15 protein-coding genes are annotated in these 18,441 nt (G+C 52.5%); 9 read left to right on the top strand and 6 right to left on the bottom strand.

Features of this window, described 5'->3' with window-relative positions:
- Window positions 1-185 precede the first annotated feature (185 nt).
- The 5 genes from G516_RS0105755 (at window position 186) to G516_RS0105735 (ending at window position 4,884) form a co-directional block, all read left to right on the top strand.
- Window positions 186-761, top strand: coding sequence for a DUF3592 domain-containing protein (locus G516_RS0105755; protein ID WP_028292858.1), 576 nt, complete (start codon window positions 186-188; stop codon window positions 759-761).
- 325 nt (window positions 762-1,086) lie between these two features.
- Window positions 1,087-2,844: an NACHT domain-containing protein gene (locus tag G516_RS0105750; RefSeq protein WP_169449496.1), complete on the top strand. Its 1,758-nt coding sequence runs from the start codon at window positions 1,087-1,089 to the stop codon at window positions 2,842-2,844.
- 44 nt (window positions 2,845-2,888) lie between these two features.
- Window positions 2,889-3,725: a M90 family metallopeptidase gene (locus G516_RS0105745; protein ID WP_028292856.1), complete on the top strand. Its 837-nt coding sequence runs from the start codon at window positions 2,889-2,891 to the stop codon at window positions 3,723-3,725.
- 240 nt (window positions 3,726-3,965) lie between these two features.
- Entirely contained in the window at window positions 3,966-4,397 is a 432-nt protein-coding gene (locus G516_RS0105740) for a hypothetical protein (RefSeq protein WP_156878961.1), read from the top strand.
- A 244-nt stretch (window positions 4,398-4,641) separates the two neighbouring features.
- Window positions 4,642-4,884: a DUF3297 family protein gene (locus tag G516_RS0105735; protein WP_028292854.1), complete on the top strand. Its 243-nt coding sequence runs from the start codon at window positions 4,642-4,644 to the stop codon at window positions 4,882-4,884.
- Between the two features lie 489 nt (window positions 4,885-5,373).
- Here G516_RS0105735 and G516_RS0105725 read toward each other — a convergent pair whose 3' ends face one another.
- The 6 genes from G516_RS0105725 to G516_RS21205 form a co-directional block, all read right to left on the bottom strand.
- Window positions 5,374-8,328, bottom strand: coding sequence for a valine--tRNA ligase (locus G516_RS0105725; RefSeq protein ID WP_028292853.1), 2,955 nt, complete (start codon window positions 8,326-8,328; stop codon window positions 5,374-5,376).
- 438 nt (window positions 8,329-8,766) lie between these two features.
- On the bottom strand, window positions 8,767-9,963 hold the full coding sequence (locus G516_RS0105720) for a hypothetical protein (protein ID WP_028292852.1): 1,197 nt from the start codon (window positions 9,961-9,963) through the stop codon (window positions 8,767-8,769).
- A complete protein-coding gene (locus tag G516_RS0105715; RefSeq protein WP_028292851.1) occupies window positions 9,960-10,400 on the bottom strand; it encodes a DNA polymerase III subunit chi in 441 nt (146 codons plus the stop codon). Before G516_RS0105715 ends, G516_RS0105720 begins: the two co-directional genes overlap by 4 nt.
- Window positions 10,401-10,502: 102 nt before the next feature.
- Entirely contained in the window at window positions 10,503-11,366 is an 864-nt protein-coding gene (locus G516_RS0105710) for a methyltransferase (protein ID WP_028292850.1), read from the bottom strand.
- A complete protein-coding gene (gene dapE / locus G516_RS0105705; protein WP_028292849.1) occupies window positions 11,363-12,490 on the bottom strand; it encodes a succinyl-diaminopimelate desuccinylase in 1,128 nt (375 codons plus the stop codon). The genes G516_RS0105710 and dapE overlap by 4 nt, the downstream gene beginning before the upstream one ends.
- A gap of 181 nt (window positions 12,491-12,671) precedes the next feature.
- Complete coding sequence (locus G516_RS21205; protein ID WP_051218983.1) at window positions 12,672-13,289, bottom strand: Slp family lipoprotein; 618 nt, start codon at window positions 13,287-13,289, stop codon at window positions 12,672-12,674.
- A gap of 199 nt (window positions 13,290-13,488) precedes the next feature.
- Here G516_RS21205 and G516_RS0105695 point away from each other — a divergent pair, with 199 nt between their 5' ends.
- The 4 genes from G516_RS0105695 to G516_RS0105675 all read left to right on the top strand — a co-directional run bounded on the left by G516_RS0105695 (window position 13,489) and on the right by G516_RS0105675 (window position 18,386).
- Complete coding sequence (locus tag G516_RS0105695; RefSeq protein WP_028292848.1) at window positions 13,489-14,052, top strand: hypoxanthine-guanine phosphoribosyltransferase; 564 nt, start codon at window positions 13,489-13,491, stop codon at window positions 14,050-14,052.
- Window positions 14,053-14,404: 352 nt separating this feature from the next.
- A complete protein-coding gene (locus G516_RS0105690; RefSeq protein WP_028292847.1) occupies window positions 14,405-14,893 on the top strand; it encodes a chemotaxis protein CheX in 489 nt (162 codons plus the stop codon).
- A gap of 214 nt (window positions 14,894-15,107) precedes the next feature.
- Window positions 15,108-16,388, top strand: a complete 1,281-nt coding sequence (locus G516_RS0105685; RefSeq protein WP_051218982.1) for an NRAMP family divalent metal transporter — start codon at window positions 15,108-15,110, stop codon at window positions 16,386-16,388.
- 420 nt (window positions 16,389-16,808) lie between these two features.
- Window positions 16,809-18,386, top strand: coding sequence for a SulP family inorganic anion transporter (locus G516_RS0105675; RefSeq protein ID WP_051218981.1), 1,578 nt, complete (start codon window positions 16,809-16,811; stop codon window positions 18,384-18,386).
- Window positions 18,387-18,441 lie beyond the last annotated feature (55 nt).

The raw sequence follows: 18,441 nt of genomic DNA, 5'->3' as shown, positions 1-18,441 counted from the left end.
GTGCGGGCGGCTGTAATTCCAGAAGAATCCCTGATTAGGAAACGGCCTGGATTCCTTGAGTGGCTTGGTTCTGCGAATGGCTTGGTTCCGGGAGCGCGGACGGCCCGTCCGCATAAATGGTTAACCGAGATTTAAATCTGGTATAACTAACACCGACCAACCCCACAGTCTTGAAAAGGAATTTCATGATCCCGACGCTGTTGTTATCCCTTGGAATACTGGCTTTCATTGCCGGCTGGTGGCTTTTAAAAAGCGATAAAAACTTCACCCGCCAATCATACGAAGTGACTGGCACCTGTGTGCGACTGGTTAAACGTATCTTTCGCAGTGATGGAGAAACCAACGTTTGCTGGTTCAAAATCTTCCACTACCAGGCCGACGGCCGCCTTTGGGAAATAGAAGGAACGACTGGCATGATGGACGAATACACCATCGTTATCGGTCAGCCGGCCAAAATTAGGGTATCCAAATCCAACCCGGCTAACGCCCGTAGCATAGAAGACATCAGCGACCGTCAGGGGCTGGTTGGCTTATTGATGTTCGGCGGCGTATTCGCACTGATATTTGCCTTCGTACTCGGAGCCAAAGATGGTGGATTATCACTTCCCAGTCTTTCCAATCTGGCATGGCCCGCCATGCTCATCGTCGGTTTATTGGTCGGCATTCAACTGGTTTGGCCACAGATTCAGTACCTGCTACCCATTAGGCATTTGCAGCAGTTTATGCCCGCAACGGAAGTGGAGCAGGCGGCCGAGAAGTAGCATCGGCAGGGACTGAATTCCTGAAGTTGCTTTGATTCCGGGAGCGCGGACGGCCCGTCCGCATAAGCAGGTTGTAGGAGCAGGCTTGCCTGCGAACGCATTGCTAGCTTGGTGTGCCTACGCCCATTGGAGCTGAAAATAACCGCAGTTGGAATTATTTTCACTATTCGGTGTAAAAGAGAATCCCAGTAGCTCGACTCGATTCAAAAAATGAGATGATTGAGATCGTGAATGGGAAATATATTATGCGTTTTAATTGGTAATCTACGTAATCAGGACTGGAAGTGTCCTAATAACTAAAAATTATAAAGCTATGGAGTGGGCCATGGATGTCGTCGGAGCTGTAACAGTTGAGTTTTTGTCAAGTTTGCTGCTCAAGTTTTCTGAGAAGGCGAGCGACCGAGTTAAAAGGCAGCTTGCTAGATTTAAGGAAGAATCGAAAGTTGAAGAATTAAAGTCAAAAATATCTAACTTCACGATGGTCAAAACGGTTTGGAGTGTTGATAAGCCGATTGATCTGAAAGAGTTCTATAATCCGGTACGTATAAGAAATCAAAATAGAGGAGATCCGGTTGGTAGGCTGGAGTCGATTGATTTTGATAGGGGTTTGATTGTAATTGGTGTCGCTGGGCAAGGGAAGTCCATATTTATGAGATACCTGTGTTCGCAAGAAATCAGGTTCTCTGAACGAATTCCAGTGTTTATTGAATTGAGGTACCTCTCTGAGGTTCGAGATTTGGATGCTCTGATATCATCTGCGCTTTCTAATCTCGGGTTCGAAGTCAGTGATGAATTGGTAGAGTATTTTTTGTCCGAAGGTTTTGTTGTTTTATTTCTTGATGGGTATGACGAAGTTTCTCGTGATCTCCAGTTGGATTTTATATTCAGGGCTGAGGAGCTACGCTTTAAATATAAAAAACTTCGAGTTGTTATTTCTTCTCGGCCAGGAACGTCTATTAATCGAATGGCGGGATATAGTGTTGTTGATATTCAACCTTTGTCTAGTGATGATTTTGAATCAATCTTGCAGAAAATTACCACTAGAGATATGGCTGATCAGTTAATTGATGGGATTTTACATAGTGATTGTGAAATTGAGGGCTTGCTCACAACTCCTCTGATGATGACTTTGCTTGTCTTGACATATAAGTCGATTGGCGTGTTGCCAAGAAATCACGCTGATTTTTATGAGAACTTATTTGAAACATTGGTGGTAAAGCACGATAGATCGAAACCAGGGTTTGTTCGAGCAAGGTCTTATGCTGGGTCTGATCATGAGATGCGGAAGGTTTTTGAAGTTTTTTGTTTTATTGCAGCTCGAAAGCAGCTTAATTTTCTCCCATCATCTGTCGCGCTAGAAATGGCAGCGGATTCTATAAAAAGAGGAGCCGAGTGTCTGCAGGACCCTAGAGGCTTTCTTGATGATATGAATAAAGTTGCTTCTCTATTGATTTACGAAGGTATGGAGTATTCATTTGTTCATAAAAGTGTTTTGGATTATTTTTCGGCCTGTTATGTTAGAAATTCGATAGATGATTTCGCTTATAGGTTTTATTCTTCGATGGCTAATTCGCATTCGTCGTGGGGGCAGCAGCTTGGTTTTTTGAGTGGTATTGATACTTATCGCTATTTGAAGGGTTTTTACATTCCTTATTTGAAGCGAATTTTGAGGTTTTATGGTGTGCGTGACTTTGAGAAATTTAATGAGGATGAAGTTGCTAGGGTAGAGGATATACTCAAGTCTCATTGTTTTTACTATAATCAAGAGGGTTTTGAGACGCAAATGGATCAGTCTGAATCCCTTTTTTTTACTTACGATGATACCTATAATTTGATTTCTTCGAAGATTGAACGTTTTCGCCTTGTCGAAAAACCTGGACGGAAAGAGTATGCTGATGAAGTTTTCGATAGAGTCGGGCCGTACACTTACAAGTGTGATTTGTTCGATCTTCTTGTTCTTCATGGTGTTGATTTTTCTCATATGGAGCATTTGAAAAATGTGGAAGATGTTTTTGAGCGTTATAGAGAGAAAGTTGCTTATATAAACTTAGTAGATTCCAATGTCGATCTTCTAGATTTTTAAGGTTTTTCTTCTTCTTGTTGTTTTAATACTTCTATGGTGCCAGTTTGTTTGAACCAATAAAACACTGGCTGGAACACCGCCATATCCAGCAGCTGGGTTTCACCCGCCCTGATTGGGATGCTGTCAACGCTGGCTGGCAGGTGTTAGAGCGTTATTCTGAAGCCGAACGTCAGCAGTTGTTTGAGCTGACGTTGCGGTTTTTGGTGCACAAGGTGTTTGCGTCGGGTCGGGATTTTGAGCTGGCGGGGCCGATCTGCCTGAAAGTGGCGACCATGGCCTGTGTGCCGATTTTGAATCTGGGCCTTAGTTGGTATGACGACTGGCAAACCCTGATTGTGTACGAAGGGGATTTTCGCCCAAAGCGGCCGTTTCGCGGTGACGATGGGGTGGTGCATGAAACTGGCCCGGGGTTGAGCGGCGAGGCCTGGCAGCGTGGGCCGGTGATTTTATCGTGGGAAGCTATTCAGCATTGTGGCCCTCACGTCCGTTCGGGCAAGGCCGGCAACGTGGTGATTCACGAGCTGGCCCATAAGCTGGATATGCTGAAGCAGGGCGCTAATTGCGCGCCGCCGCTGCATAAAGGTATGAGTGCGCAGCAGTGGCATGATGTGTTTGAGTCGGCCTGGCTGCAGTTGCAGGGGCTGGTGTTTCATTATCACGATTTCCATCAAGGTAAGGCGCATAAGCATGGATTGCATGGCGAGAGCGCGTTGCATGGCATGCTGCCGATTGACCTGTATGGGCTGACCAGTCCGGCGGAGTTTTTTGCGGTGTGCAGTGAGACGTTTTTTGAAGCGCCGGTTGTGTTGAAGCAGGCGTTGCCTGATGTGTATGAGCAGCTAGGGTTGTTTTATCGGCAAGATCCGGCGGCGTTGTTGTAATGCGCTTGATGCGGGCCAGCGGCCGGAGTGCCGGACCACCGCGCTCCCGGATGGACGGTTGGGTTTTGTCGGGCGGGCCGCCCGTGTTCCCTGGGCTTGAAAGTGCCGGAGCGCCGCGTTCATTTCATCGGTTGTCACACCGAATCCCAGCATTCATGGTGCTATGTTGCCGTGTGGTGAATTTAATAGGGGTGATGCGTTGGTTGAAATGCGATGGCTTGCGTTAAGAGGGGCGGAGCTTTGAGAGCTGTTGCCGGTTTTCTCGGGGTGTTGCTTTGGATTGCCTTGTCATCGGGCTGTAGTTCCATGCGCTTTCATGGTCCTGATGATGCCGTTTCGGAGTCGGTCAGGGATTTTGCCATGGCTACCTGTTTGACGGAGCAGTCGAACGACTGGTTGCAGGATCAGGCGTGGAGTTGGGGTAATGGGATTGTCGGTCGCTACTCTGACGGCAAATTATCGCATGCTGACGTTATGGTGCCGTTTGGTCATTTGGCAATGGTGGTGCGAGAGCGGGCTGGGGCGGTTCCTATGCTGTATGGCAAAACGTTGCCAGCAGAAGATCCTGAAAGTAATCCTCTTGTGTTGCGCTTTTGTGGTGAGTTGATGGCTGATGAGTACGTTCTGGAGGCTGTGAAGGTTGCCGAGCAGGCTATTCGGGGTTTGCGGTGAGCTGTTTTTTGAGAGTTGATTTGGACCGTTTGGTTGCTGTGATGTTTGGTTCGGAGGCAAGCTTCCTCCCACATGTGTGTTTTTAATGCGGGCGGGCCGCCCGCGCTCCCAGGTTTGAAAGTGCCGGACCACCGCGCTCCCGGAGGAGGTTGTTCGGAATGACGGTGTGGTGTTGGTTGAGCAGTGGTGGTTGCCCATATACAATCCGCCGAAGCTTAAACTGACTATAAGGTCGCACCAGATTATGTCTGATTCCAAACCAGAATTGCCGAACCACCTGTCTATCAACCCGCGTAGCCCGCATTATGTTGAGGCGTGCTTTGAGCATGACATTGGTATTCGTTTTAAGGGTAAAGAGCGTAACGATGTTGAGGAATACAACATCAGCGAAGGTTGGGTGAAGGTGTCTTCGCCAGTGGCTAAAGACCGTTACGGTCGTCCGATGCTGATGAAGCTGAAGGGTGAAGTGGAAGCCTATTACAAGTAATCGATGGGTTACGCTTTCTGCGCGCTTTTGTGTTTGTTGAGGTCGCAGGGGTTAATTAAAAAACCGCCAAATTTGGCGGTTTTTTTGTTTTTGGAGTTCGGGGTTTGTTGCGGGTTGGCTACCACGCAGAGCGTGGGAGCCAGAACAATGGGTGGTTTTGAGGCCGGGGTTGCAGGGTTCGGAGGCAAGCCTCCTCCTACGAGTTTTCGGGAATGAATTCCCTTCTACGTGTCCGTTTGAATTCGGAGAGCAGGGGGAATGTTGGGGTGTTGGGCTGGGCCTAACCTACAGGATCGGGAATAAATTCCCTCCTACAAGCTGCGAGTGTGCGATTTACGCAGTGGTTGTTACAGGATCGGGAATAAATAGGCTAAACGCAAAAAGGGCGTCTAAACAGACGCCCTTTTGGGTCTTGCTGTGCCTGGTAGATACCACGCAGAGCGTGGGTGTCAGGACATGTGGCGGGCGGGTCGCCCGCGCTCCCAGGGTTTACAGCGCTTTGATGGCTTCGATCTGTTCTTTGATCTTGGCCTGGTCTCGTTCGTAACCGGTCAGTTTTTCTTTTTCCTTCTCGATTACGGCGGCCGGGGCTTTGGCGACGAAGCCTTCGTTGCCCAGTTTGTTGGCGATGCGGGAAACTTCTTTTTCCAGTTTCTCCAGCTCTTTGGTCAGGCGGGCGATTTCAGCGTCTTTGTCGATGAAGCCTGCCATTGGCACCAGCACTTCCATTTGGCCAACCAGTTGGGTGGTGGACATTGGCAGTTCGTCACCTTCGTTGTGCCAGGTGATGTTGCTGAGCTTGGCCAGTTTGGACAAGAAGGTCTGGTTTTCGTCGGCGCGACGGAAGTCGTTGTCGTCGCCGTCTTTCAGGATCACTTCCAGTTCCTTGCTTGGCGGGATGTTCTTCTCGGCACGGATGTTACGTACCGCAGTGATCACGCCTTGCAGCCATTCAACGTCGGCTTCGGCTTCGGCATCAATCAGGGCTTCCTGTGGTTCCGGGAAGCGGGTCAGCATAATGGTGTCGCCTTCCTTGCCGGCCAGGTCCTTCACTTGCTGCCAGATGGATTCAGTGATGAACGGGATGATGGGGTGGGCCAGACGCAGGGTGGCTTCCAATACGCGTACCAGAGTGCCACGGGTGCCACGTTTTTCTTCTTCGGTGGCGTTTTTGTCCCACAGAACCGGCTTGGAGAGTTCGAGGTACCAGTCGCAGTATTCGTTCCAGATGAACTCGTACAGTGCCTGAGCAGCCATGTCGAAGCGGTACTGATCCAGATGACGACGCACTTCGCCTTCGGCACGTTGCAGACGGGAAATGATCCAGCGGTCGGCCAGTGACAGGGCAGCCGGTTCGCCAGTGGCGCCACAGGCGGCTTTCATTTCGTCGGTAATGGTGATCTGGGTGTTTTCTGCCGCAGCTTTTTCAACGGCTTCTTCACCAGCGATGGACAGCATCACGTAGCGGGAGGCGTTCCACAGCTTGTTACAGAAGTTACGGTAGCCTTCCAGACGCTTCATGTCCCAGTTGATATCACGGCCGGTAGAGGCCATGGCGGCAAGGGTGAAGCGCAGGGCGTCGGTGCCGTGTGGGGTGATGCCTTCCGGAAATTCTTTCTGGGTACGCTTGCCGATTTTCTCAGCCAGTTGTGGCTGCATCATGTTGCCGGTGCGTTTTTCCAGCAGGGCGTCGAGGCTGATGCCGTCGATCATGTCCAGTGGGTCAAGCACGTTGCCCTTGGATTTGGACATTTTCTGGCCCACTTCGTCACGGATCAGGCCGGTCACGTATACCGTCTTGAATGGAACCTGAGGCTTGCCGTTTTCGTCCTTGATGAAGTGCATGGTCATCATGATCATGCGCGCCACCCAGAAGAAGATGATGTCGAAACCGGTCACCAGGGTGTCGGTTGGGTGGAAGTCGGCCATACGCTTGGCCACTTCTTCGATATCAACGTTTGGCCAGCCCAGAGTGCCGAAAGTCCACAGCGCGGAGCTAAACCAGGTGTCCAGTACGTCGTTGTCCTGACGCAGTTCAACGTCGTCAGCGATGTTGTTCTGGGCGCGTACTTCGGCTTCGTCGTGACCAACGTAAACCTTGCCTTCGTTGTCGTACCAGGCCGGGATGCGGTGACCCCACCACAGCTGACGGGAAATACACCAGTCCTGAATGTCACGCATCCAGCTGAAGTACATGTTCTCGTAGTTTTTCGGCACGAACTGGATATCGCCGTTTTCAACCGCTTCGATGGCAGGCTTGGCCAGAGTCTTGGCGTCTACGTACCACTGGTCGGTCAGCATTGGCTCGATGACAACGCCACCACGGTCGCCGTACGGTACGGTCAGGTCGTGGTCTTTGATTTCGTCCAGCAGGCCCAGCTCTTCGAAGTCGGCAACGATGGCTTTGCGAGCAGCAAAGCGCTCCATGCCACGGTATTTTTCCGGAATGCTGGTGTCTACGTCGGTGTTCAGGGTGCCGTCAGCGTTGAAGGCTTCAGCCACATCGCGTACGTCGGCGTTGAAGGTGAAGATGTTGATCATTGGCAGGCCGTTGCGCTTGCCAACTTCGTAGTCGTTGAAGTCGTGCGCCGGGGTGATCTTCACGCAGCCGGTGCCTTTGGTCATATCGGCGTGTTCGTCGGCAACGATTGGAATGCGGCGGCCAACCAGTGGCAGCTCAACGAACTTGCCGATCAGGTGCTTGTAGCGCTCGTCTTCGGCATTAACAGCCACACCGGTATCGCCCAGCACGGTTTCCGGACGGGTGGTGGCAACCACGATATAGTCTTTTACGTTACCTTCGCTGTCGGTGTAGGTTTCACCGTCGGCCAGCGGGTAGCGCAGGTGCCACATGTGGCCTTTCTTGTCTTTGTTTTCCACTTCCAGGTCGGAAATGGCAGTGTGCAGTTTCGGGTCCCAGTTCACCAGGCGTTTGCCGCGGTAGATCAGGCCGTCGTTGTACAGGCGAATGAAGACTTCCTGAACGGCGGCGTAGAAGCCTTCGTCCATGGTGAAGCGTTCGGTTTCCCAGTCAACGGAGTTACCCAGACGACGCATCTGACGGGTGATGGTGCCACCGGAGTGTTCTTTCCATTCCCAGATTTTTTCGATGAACTTGTCGCGGCCCAGCTCGTGACGGTCTGGCTGGCCTTCGGCGGCCAGTTTGCGCTCAACCACCATCTGGGTGGCGATACCGGCGTGGTCGGTACCGACCTGCCAGAGGGATTTCTTGCCCAGCATGCGGTTGTAGCGAATCAGCGCGTCTTGCAGCGTGTGCTGGAAGGCGTGACCCATGTGCAGAGAGCCGGTGACGTTCGGTGGTGGAATCATGATGGAGTAGCCTTCGCCTTCCAGACCTTCCTGGTATGGCTTGAAGTAACCGTTGGATTCCCAGTTCTGGTACCAGTACTGTTCGATGGCGTCGGGCTTGTAGGTCTTGTCCATGGTGTTCGCTTTAACTCACAAATTTGGGCAGTCGTGGCCGGGAAATGGCATTGCCTTGAGCGCGGTGTCGAAGCTTTTGTTCGGTCGCGGTGGCTATTTCCGGCAAACGACTGATTGCACGGTGAAAAATGGCGTCGAGTATACCGGATTTGTTGGCAGCTGGGCAGGGTGTTGGTGGTGAGATCAATACGTCGTTTTGACGGGTTTTTTACGCTTCGGAAATATTTGCGTGCTGGTCTGGTTGCGCACTGTAACTGCGCGCTGCAACCACTGCATTTGGTGCTTTTGTGAGGGGGAATTCATTGTCGATGGGATTATCGAGAGCAAGCTCTCTCCCACGGAAAGCGGGTTTCGTAGGTTGGTCTCTCTCAACCTGATAGCAGCACGCTCTGGGCTTCAGGCTGTTGATTGGATTGGCCTGAAATAAAAAACGCCGGATTATTCCGGCGTTTTGTTGGGCTTCTGGTTCATAAAGGCGCGTAGCTTTTCGCGTAAGCGGGCCTGAATCAGTGGTGTCAGTTCGTCAATCAATGTGTCGACGATTTGCTCCTGCTCCGATTTACTCAGGCTTGCGACGGCTTTGGAATCGTTCTCCATCTTGCCTTGCATCACCCGCTGCATGGTGCGGTGGGCTTCTTCAGCGCTTTGTTGGGCGGCCTGGCGCTCAACGGTTAACCGATCCAATACGGATTTTGGCAAGAACGGGTTGTTGGGGTTGCGCGTGGTGGCCTTGGCCTCGGTTTCTTGTGCCACCGCTTTTGCCAGTGCAGCCAGTTCATCGATGGTTGGCTTGGGTGATAGTGCGGCTCGCAAGGAGTCTGGTGTTTTAGGAGATTCCGGCTGTTCGCCAAGAGCGCTATCCAGTACTTCGTCGAGAGTTGGCTCAATGTCGTCTGTACGCACTGACTGTGCGGTGTTTTCGTCGGCCTTGCTATCGGTTGGTGCTTTGGCTGCCGAGTTGACGGTGGCGTCGGGCAGGGCGTCAGAAACCTCGTCGAGCAGCAGTTCTGGCTCGTCGTCTTCGACGATGTCGCGCAGAATCTCGTGTTCATCAGTGGCCTGACTGGCCAGCTCTGCCAGGGAGAATGCGATGTCGACCTGTTCGTCGGCCATTGGGATGTCGTCATCCAAGGCGGCGTCATCCAGCATGGCGTCGAGTTCGCTGTAGGTTTCTTCTTCAGTCAGTGTCGGTACGTCTGGGTCGTCACTGTTATTGTGATCAACGACGTTTTGCACTTTCTGGTTGTTCGGGTGCTCTTCGCTGCGCTGTTGACGCTCGGCGGCACCGTGCAGGATGTCGTGCAGGGTTTCCAGGCTGTTATCGTCGTTACCTTTGCGCTGCATTTCTTCGCGCAGATATTCGAGAATGTCTCGGGTAATCACCGGGCGTGGCTGGCTTGGTGGCGGTGTTTGGACGGCTGACAGGTGGCTCTTGCGGTCGCCCTGTTTTACCGGTCGCAGCACTGGGGCTTCGTCGGAGTTGAACAAATCGCTCAGCACCGGCACTTCGTCAACGGTGTTGAGTTTGGTCAGGACGCTGTTGAAATCAATCTGCTCACCGGCAGCGTCATCCAATACTTGCTGCAAGGTGGCCAGTTCGTCCAATAGTTCGCGAGGCTTGTTTTCAGTGCTCATGTGCGAAGTCTCATATCCTGGTGACTGATGGGGTAACCCCGGTCACGCAAAAAACGATAATGGTCACGGGTGCTTTCAAGCACCGTATCTTCCTGAATGACTACTTCAACCAGCCGCTCAAATCGTGCAAAAAAGTCGGGCAGTTCATTGCTCAGGTTGATAATGACGTCATGAAACGCGATGGGCGCTTCATGCCAGCCAATCTGAACCGGGCAATCGTTCACAGGATGTTCCTCATCCACCAGGGCGTGCGGTACAAACGCGTTTTCGCGGAACTGCCAAAGCTGGTCATCCAGCGCCGTTGCGTGTTCTTTGCTGTTGGCGTGGATGTAGATCTTTTTGCCTTGCGCTTGCACTTTTTCAGTCAATCGGCAGACAAACTGCATTTGCTCTGACAACTTGGTGGCTGCCAATACATAGAACAGAACGTCTGTCATACCGTTAACTTTTCAACCCTGCTGCGACGGTGTCCGGAAATGCTATCGCGGTTGTTTGAGTGATTCAAACAACCATGAACCTTTGCCGGAACATTTAAAATCTTATCCATTGTTTATAGCCGAAAAGCGGAACAAGTTGACCGATAAGGTCACATCCAGACCATCCAGTGCTGTGATTGCGACACGTTTCTCGTTTTTGATGCGCCAGCCGTGAGGCGTCATGGTCAGCAAGTCGGGCAGGGCGTCGGCAGGAATATGGACGGTCGATTGATGCTTGTGCTGGCTATCCAGCTTGAAGCCAGCCTGCTCCATTTCTGCTGCCGGGGAATACTCATCGGTTTGTACGTCGTCATAAATATGCTGACGCAGTTCCAACAGGTGTTCTGCTGCGGGCAGAATCAGCCAAACACTGCCGTCTTCCGTCAGTAGCTCTTTCCAGCGATCGGCCATCACAGGGGTGAACACGCTGAAGATCATGCCCAGAGTGTTTGGCATAAACGGCAGTTTGCCGCCACTGCCGACCATCCATTCGATGTCGCGATCACGCTGACATGCGGTTTTGACGGCGTCGCGCGAAATATCGATGCCATAAAGGTTGTGCTGAACGCCGGCGGCATTCAACGCCTGATGCAGCTGGTTGGTGTAGTAGCCCTCGCCACAGCCGTTGTCGGCAATCTGCAAGCCGGGCTGTCGGGCGGCGTCAGGCACCAGTGCGGTGTTAATGGCTTCGGAAATAGCGGTGTAAAACCCACGATCCAAAAAGCGTTTGCGCGCTAACACCATTTCAGCGTTATCGCCCGGGTTTTTGGACTTCTTCTGGTTAACCATTAACAGGTTGAAGTAACCCTGTTTGGCACGGTCAAAACTGTGGTTGTTGTCGCAGCAGCGGCGCTTGAGGGCGCCGCGTTTGTCCGTGTCGCCATCAATCAGTGGCAATGGCAGGTGACATACGGGGCAAGCAATCATCCCAGCAGACGCTCCAGAATGCCTTCGTACATGTCGGTCAGGGTGTCGAGGTCGGCGGCGCTAACGCACTCGTCGACTTTGTGGATAGTGGCGTTGATTGGACCAAGTTCGACAACCTGAGCACCGGTAGGAGCGATGAAGCGACCGTCAGATGTGCCGCCAGCAGTCGACAGCTCAGTGTCGCGGCCTGTCACGGCTTTAATGGCGTCCACACAGGCGTCAACCAATGGGCCACGGTCGGTCAGGAATGGTTCGCCACTGAGGCTCCATTGCAGGTCGTATTCCAAATCGTGCTTATCCAGAATGGCTTCGGTACGCTGCTTCAGAATGTCGGCAGTCAGTTCGGTTGAGAAACGGAAGTTGAACACGACCTTCATGGTGCCCGGAATCACGTTGGTGGCACCGGTGCCTGCATGGATGTTGGAAATCTGGAAGCTGGTAGCCGGGAAGAATTCGTTGCCGTCATCCCATTTTTCGTTGGCCAGTTCCGCCAGTGCCGGAGCGGCTACGTGCACCGGGTTTTTGGCCAGATGCGGATAGGCTACATGGCCCTGAATGCCTTTCACGATCAGCTCTGCACCCAGAGAACCACGACGACCGTTTTTGATAACGTCGCCCACCAGAGTTGTGGAGGATGGTTCGCCAACGATACACATGTCGATCTTCTCGTTGCGTGCTTCCAGGGTCTCAACCACTTTTACCGTGCCGTTATGGGCTGGGCCTTCTTCGTCACTGGTGATCAGCAAGGCGATGGAGCCTTTGTGGTCCGGGAATTTGCGCACGAAGTTTTCAATGGCAACGATCATCGCAGCCAATGAGCCTTTCATATCAGCAGCGCCACGGCCGTAAAGCATGCCGTCGACAATTTGCGGTTCAAACGGTGGGTACTGCCAGCTGCTTTCCGGGCCGGTTGGTACAACGTCGGTGTGGCCTGCAAAGCACACCATAGGGCCATCAGTACCACGGCGAGACCAGAAGTTGTCTACTTCTTCAAAGCGCAGTGGTTCGTTGTTGAAGCCAACCGCTGCCAGACGCTCCATCATCAATTCCTGACAACCCGCGTCTTCCGGGGTAACCGAATGACGGGAAATCAAATCGCAGGCTAGTTGCAGAGTGGGGGACATGGTGGCTCCTGAACGGGATGGGTTGAATCTTTCGGGCGGCGGATATTATCACGGCTGCTTTGTACGCCGAAGTATCCATTAGGACAGCCGGTGATATTTCCTACGGAATATTCCGGCTGGCTCCGGGTTTTTAACGGTCCCTGTCTGGTTGGCTGCGCAATGTTTGGCTGGCAGGGACTGCTCAGTTGGCAGGACGCTTGAGTGGCACGACCAGGTTTACGGAGCTGGTTGGGCGAAGTCTTGGCCGGTAAAACGGGCTGGGGCCCCAGCGATCGTAGCCGAAGATGTAGTGCACTTCGGTTTCTGGTTGTTCTCGCCACAGTTCAATGCCCGAGACGTTAATGTGAGCGAATTGATAATCGTGATTGCCAATCTTGCCTTGTTGCAGACCAGTGAAGGTGCCACGCACGGTCACTTCGCGGCCTTTTTTGTAGATCTCCGGGTCTACGAAGTAATCCAACTCAGCACGAAAGCGGCCGTTGGAGGCGTCCTGGTCTGAACGTGGATGGCCGGAATCCCACAGCGGTTTTTGGAGAATTTCCAATACAGTGTGTTGCTCGGTGTTGCTCACTTTGATGATCTGGCCACCCAGCACCACAGTGTCCCCGGCGTGCTCTTGCGGCGATTGCAGCAGCTGTTTAAGCGTCGGCAGTTGGTCAGGGTCGTTGACGGCGATGGAAGACGGGTAACTGGCGCAGCTGGCGAGAAGCACGCTGACGACGCCCAGTAACAGGAACTTGCTGCGCTGAAGTGTGCATTTTGATCGATTTGGATTTGAAAAAAGGGTGGCTGTGTTCATGCGGATGCCCTGATGCGTTTGGCGATATCGTTTTGTACCTGATTTTGCTTCTCAGTTCCGCTGAGTGAAAAGGACATTGGATCATCTTTTCGGCAAATAACAGGATGTCAGGCTAAGGTTTTTCAAAAGGGGCGCTGCCGTGTGGGGCCTCTGTCGTGATAGTATCGCGCCTTTACGCAATCGAAACAGAGTGAATTGAATGACTGATCAATTGACCCCGGAGCAATTGGATGCCGTGATGCAAGAAGCGGATCTGATTAAATCGCCAGAAGAAGTGCTGGCAGCCTTGGACCGGTTGGCCGAAGAGATCACCGAACGACTGGCAGGTAAAATGCCGGTGGTTTACACCGTTATGAATGGCGGCTTGCTGATGGCTGGCCAGCTGTTGCCAAAACTGAACTTCCCGCTGGAAGTTGGTTACATGCACGCCACTCGTTACCGTGGCGAAACCACGGGTGGCCCGGAGCTGCAATGGCAGGCACCACCTTCCGTACCAATGGCTGACCGCCACGTACTGATTCTGGATGACATCTTTGACGAAGGCCACACCTTGGCCGAAGTAGTAGAAGCGTGTCGTCAACAGGGTGCCAAGGAAGTTCTGACTGCCGTATTGTGCACCAAAGACCATGACCGTAAGACCGACGCTCTGACTGTCGACTTTTCTGGCATGAATGTGGAAGACCGCTTCCTGTTTGGTTGCGGCATGGATTACCGCGGTTACTGGCGTAACACGCTGGGCATCTATGCGGTGAAAGGTCTCTGATTGACCCGCAGTGATTGAACAAAAAAACAGGCTCTTCGGGGCCTGTTTTTGTATCTGCTGATTACTGATTCCGTGCAGTTTATTGCTGCTTGTTTCGCACCCGCACGCTGTTTTTTCTGCTTTTTCTCTCCATATCTAATGCCAATTTAACGCCCTTGTACCGCGAGTACGGCTTGAGCATCGCGCTAAACTTGAGTCAGGTATGACAGTATCGGCTGCTCTGTCGGGTTGCTTTCCAGCGAGCCAACGATGGCAGTGGTCTAGACTCAAGATATTGAAATGCCATCAAAAGAAGCGACCCGACGGGTCTGTTATTCAGGCGTGGGTCAGATTCACATCGGAGGCTGTTGGTTTGAACGTTGAGTACATTAATCCGTTCGTCGAAACCATCAATAATATCCTGGCGACCATGGCGCAGCTCAGCTGTGAGTATTCAAAGCCCTACGTAAAAGATGGAGACGTTGCGCTGGGTGTTGTCACCGGGGTCATTCCAATGGAAGGCGAAACGGTTAAGGGGTCGTTGGCAATTTCCTTCTCGGAAGGCGCCATTGTGAAAATCAGCAGCAATATGTTGGGCGAAGAAGTGCTTGGGTTTGATGAAACCTGCCGGGACCTGACTGGCGAACTTACCAATATGTTGTCGGGCGGTGCACGCAAGCTGCTGTGGGAGAAGGGCTTCGATTTTGAAATGGCGACCCCGGAGTTGCTGACCGGGGAAGACCTGATCGCCCACTCCGTTGCGGGGCCTGTCATGGTGATTCCATTCGATACCAAGGCGGGACCGTTCTTTATTGAAGTGGTCTTTAACAGCCGGTTGGATCGCGCCAATACTTACAGCTAGGTCAGTTTTAACTTTAATAAGTAAAGATAACTCTTTGATATTTTTAGATAATTTAAGATCATTGGAGCAATGAGAGAACCGATAGTGCTTTCTAACGACAGCCGTCACATCATCTGAACAGACTATTCCTGACGGCCATCCCGCCCTTTGATATCTCCATCCAGAATTTCTGCGTACTATATGCGCCCGCTTATTTTTCCAACAGGAACCCCTCATGGAGATCGCCGACGCCCGGTCTGGCAACGATGGATTTGCTCGCGTTTTATCTTCTTTTGGCCCCGGCATCGTCACTGCCGCTTGTTGTGTGGGAGGCTCTCATCTGGTTGCTTCCACCCAGGCTGGTGCCAAATATGGCTGGCAGCTGGCAATACTGATTCTACTGGTTAACCTGTTCAAATATCCGTTCTTCAGAGCTGCGGTTCAATACACCGCTGGAACGGGCGAAAGCCTGGTGCAGGGTTACGCTCGCATGGGACGCGAGTACCTGTACGCTTTCACCGTGCTGTGTTTGATCGCGGCGTTTGTTAACTCCGCCGCCTTGTTGATTTTCAGCGCCAACCTGCTGGTGTACTTCGTACCAGCAGGGATTTCGATTGCCTGGTTGTCTGCGGCGGTGATTGCAATTTGTTTGGCGATTCTCTTTATGGGCCATTACAAGGCGCTGGATACGATCTCCAAGGCCATTATGGTGACGCTGAGCATTGCGACCGTGTTGGCCATGATCATTGCCTTTGGTGAAACCGGCGGCAGCAGTGTGGTGGTGCCGCAAAGCGAATTGCCGTCGGCCTGGGAGTTGTCGGCGCTGGGCTTTCTGGTGATCACCATGGGATGGATGCCAACCACAATCGATATCTCGGCGATTACGTCACTGTGGCTTAAGCAGCAAATGTCTGAAAACCCTGACGTGACGGGAAAATCTGCCTTGCTGGATTTCAACGTTGGCTACATTGCCACGGCATTGTTGGCCATTGTGTTCCTGTCGTTGGGTTCCATGTTGCTGTATGGCACCGGCGTCGAGCTGGCCAAAGGCGGGGTAGGCTTTACCAATCAGTTGATCAGCCTCTATACCAATACCATTGGTGACTGGTCCAAAACACTGATCGCAGTGATCGCCTTCTTTTGTATTTTCGGCAGTATGCTCACTGTGCTGGACGGCTATGGGCGGGTGCTGGCCGAAACCCAGAGCCTGATTCTGAGAGGGCAACCTGCTTCAAACGAACGCTGGTTGGGTTTCTGGATTCTGGTCATTGCTGCGGTGGCGCTGGCGATTGTGGTGGTTTGGACATCGTCGCTGTTGGCTATGCTCAATTTCGCCATGACTGTTGGTTTTGTCGCTGCCCCGTTTGTGGCGCTGCTGAACTACGTTTTGATCAAGCGAACAGCACTGCCTGATGACTTGCAGAGCGGGAAGGGGCTGAACCTGCTGGCGATTTGCGGATTGCTGTATCTGGCTGGGTTTGTCGCCTTGTTTATTTGGTGGAAGTGGTTGATGTAATGTCTTATGGATCTGGCACTGTATATATAAACAGCTACCCGTAAAAACGGCACCGAAGCCGACTAAAACGTCCGGAATCGTTTAAATAGCGAACGATTCCGGGTGGCTTGTCTGCTTCAAGTGAATTTCAAAACGGTCACCCTGACGATTTTTCGTGCCTTTGTAGGCCATTCCGTTTGCCTGGCCCACCTTCCCGCCAATTCCCCTGAATTTGCCTGCCGACGCTGGTATAGTGCGCGGCTTGCTAGGGGCCCTCTGAATAGCTCGGTGTTGGAAGTTGAAAGGTCTCGCCATCCCGCTGCATTCGCCGCGGGGTTGTAAAGAGCCAATGACAACGTGCAGTGCTCGCGCAGAGCTGTGCAGAACTATTCAGAGGGCCCCTGAAACTTCCAATTCCTCGCTTATTCGGGTGGTTATTCGATGCTCTTCTTCAAGGAGTTTGCTCAAACCTTCTCGCCGAACATCAAGAATGATGTGTTATCCGGCCTGACGGTTGCTCTGGCTTTGGTGCCAGAAGCCGTTGCTTTTGCTTTTGTTGCTGGCGTTCATCCGCTGGTAGGTCTGTATGCCGCCTTTATGGTGGGTTTGATCACTGCCTGTATCGGTGGTCGTCCGGGCATGATTTCCGGTGCCGCAGGTGCGTTGGCGGTGGTTATGGTGGCGTTGGTTGCCGAGGCTGAACGAGACTTTGGCTCGGGCATGGGGCCGCAGTATCTGTTTGCAGCCGTGGTGCTAATGGGGGTTATTCAGGTCACCTTCGGAGCCATGAAGCTGGGCAAGTTTATTCGTTTGGTGCCTTACCCTGTGATGCTGGGCTTCGTGAATGGTTTGGCCATCGTGATTTTCCTGGCACAGCTGCCGCAATTGCAGGTGTCTACGCCAGAAGGTAAGTGGGGCTGGCTGTCCGGTGAATGGTTCAGTGGCATGCAGCTGTGGATCATGCTGGGCCTGATTGCGCTGACCATGTTCATCACCATTAACCTGCCAAAACTGACCAAAGCCGTTCCGTCTGCTCTGGCGGGTATTCTGGTTGCATCGCTGATTGCGTTTGGCCTGGACTTGGACACCAAAACCGTGGGCGACCTGGCTTCAATTGCCGGCGGCCTGCCTGAAATTGCGGTTCCAAACGTACCGTTCACGTTTGAAACCCTGATGTTTATTCTGCCGTACTCCATCATCTTTGCCGCTATTGGTTTGATTGAATCGCTGCTGACCGTGACCGTGATTGATGAAATGACCAACACTCGTGGTCGTGGTAACAAAGAATGTGTGGCTCAAGGTGTTGCGAACGTTGCGACCGGCTTCATCGGCGGTATGGGCGGTTGCGCCATGATTGGCCAGTCCATGATTAACGTATCGTCTGGTGGTCGTGGCCGCCTGTCTGGCATTGCGGCGGCCTTGTTCCTGCTGAGCTTTATTCTGTTTGCGTCACCGCTGATCGAGCAAATCCCAATCGCTGCGCTGGTGGGCGTGATGTTCATGGTGGTCATCGGCACCTTTGAATGGGCGTCTTTCCGCATGATTGGCAAGATTCCAAAGCATGACCTGTTCGTGCTGGTGCTGGTGACCGTTGTTACCGTACTGACTGACCTGGCCATTGCGGTGATCATCGGTGTGATTGTGTCGGCCCTGGTATTCGCCTGGAAAGCTGCACAGCGCATCAACTCCCGCAGCCAGATGCAGCCGGATGGTGCCAAACTGTACAAGCTGGATGGCCCGGTTTTCTTCGGCTCTATTTCAGCTTTCCGCGATATTTTCGATATCGAAAACGACCCTCAAAAAGTTTTGGTCGATTTCGCCGACAGCCGCGTTTGGGACCATTCTGCGCTGGAAGCCATCGACACACTGGCCGAGCGTTACGCCGAAGCCGGCAAGGAACTGCATCTGCTGCACTTGTCAGCAGAATGTCGCCAGCTGTTGAAGAAAGCGGGCAACCAGTGTGATGTGAACGTGATCGAAGATCCAAACTACAAAGTAGCCGTGGACGAGCTGGCCTGACGCCAGCGTCGCTCGATCACACCGGGAGGCTGCTTGTGCAACATGCCTCCCGTAT

It is taken from the genome of Oceanobacter kriegii DSM 6294 (assembly GCF_000422845.1).
Lineage (GTDB): Bacteria > Pseudomonadota > Gammaproteobacteria > Pseudomonadales > Oceanobacteraceae > Oceanobacter > Oceanobacter kriegii.
Note: the sequence above shows the minus strand (reverse complement) of the source record. Positions and strands in the feature narration are given on the sequence as shown.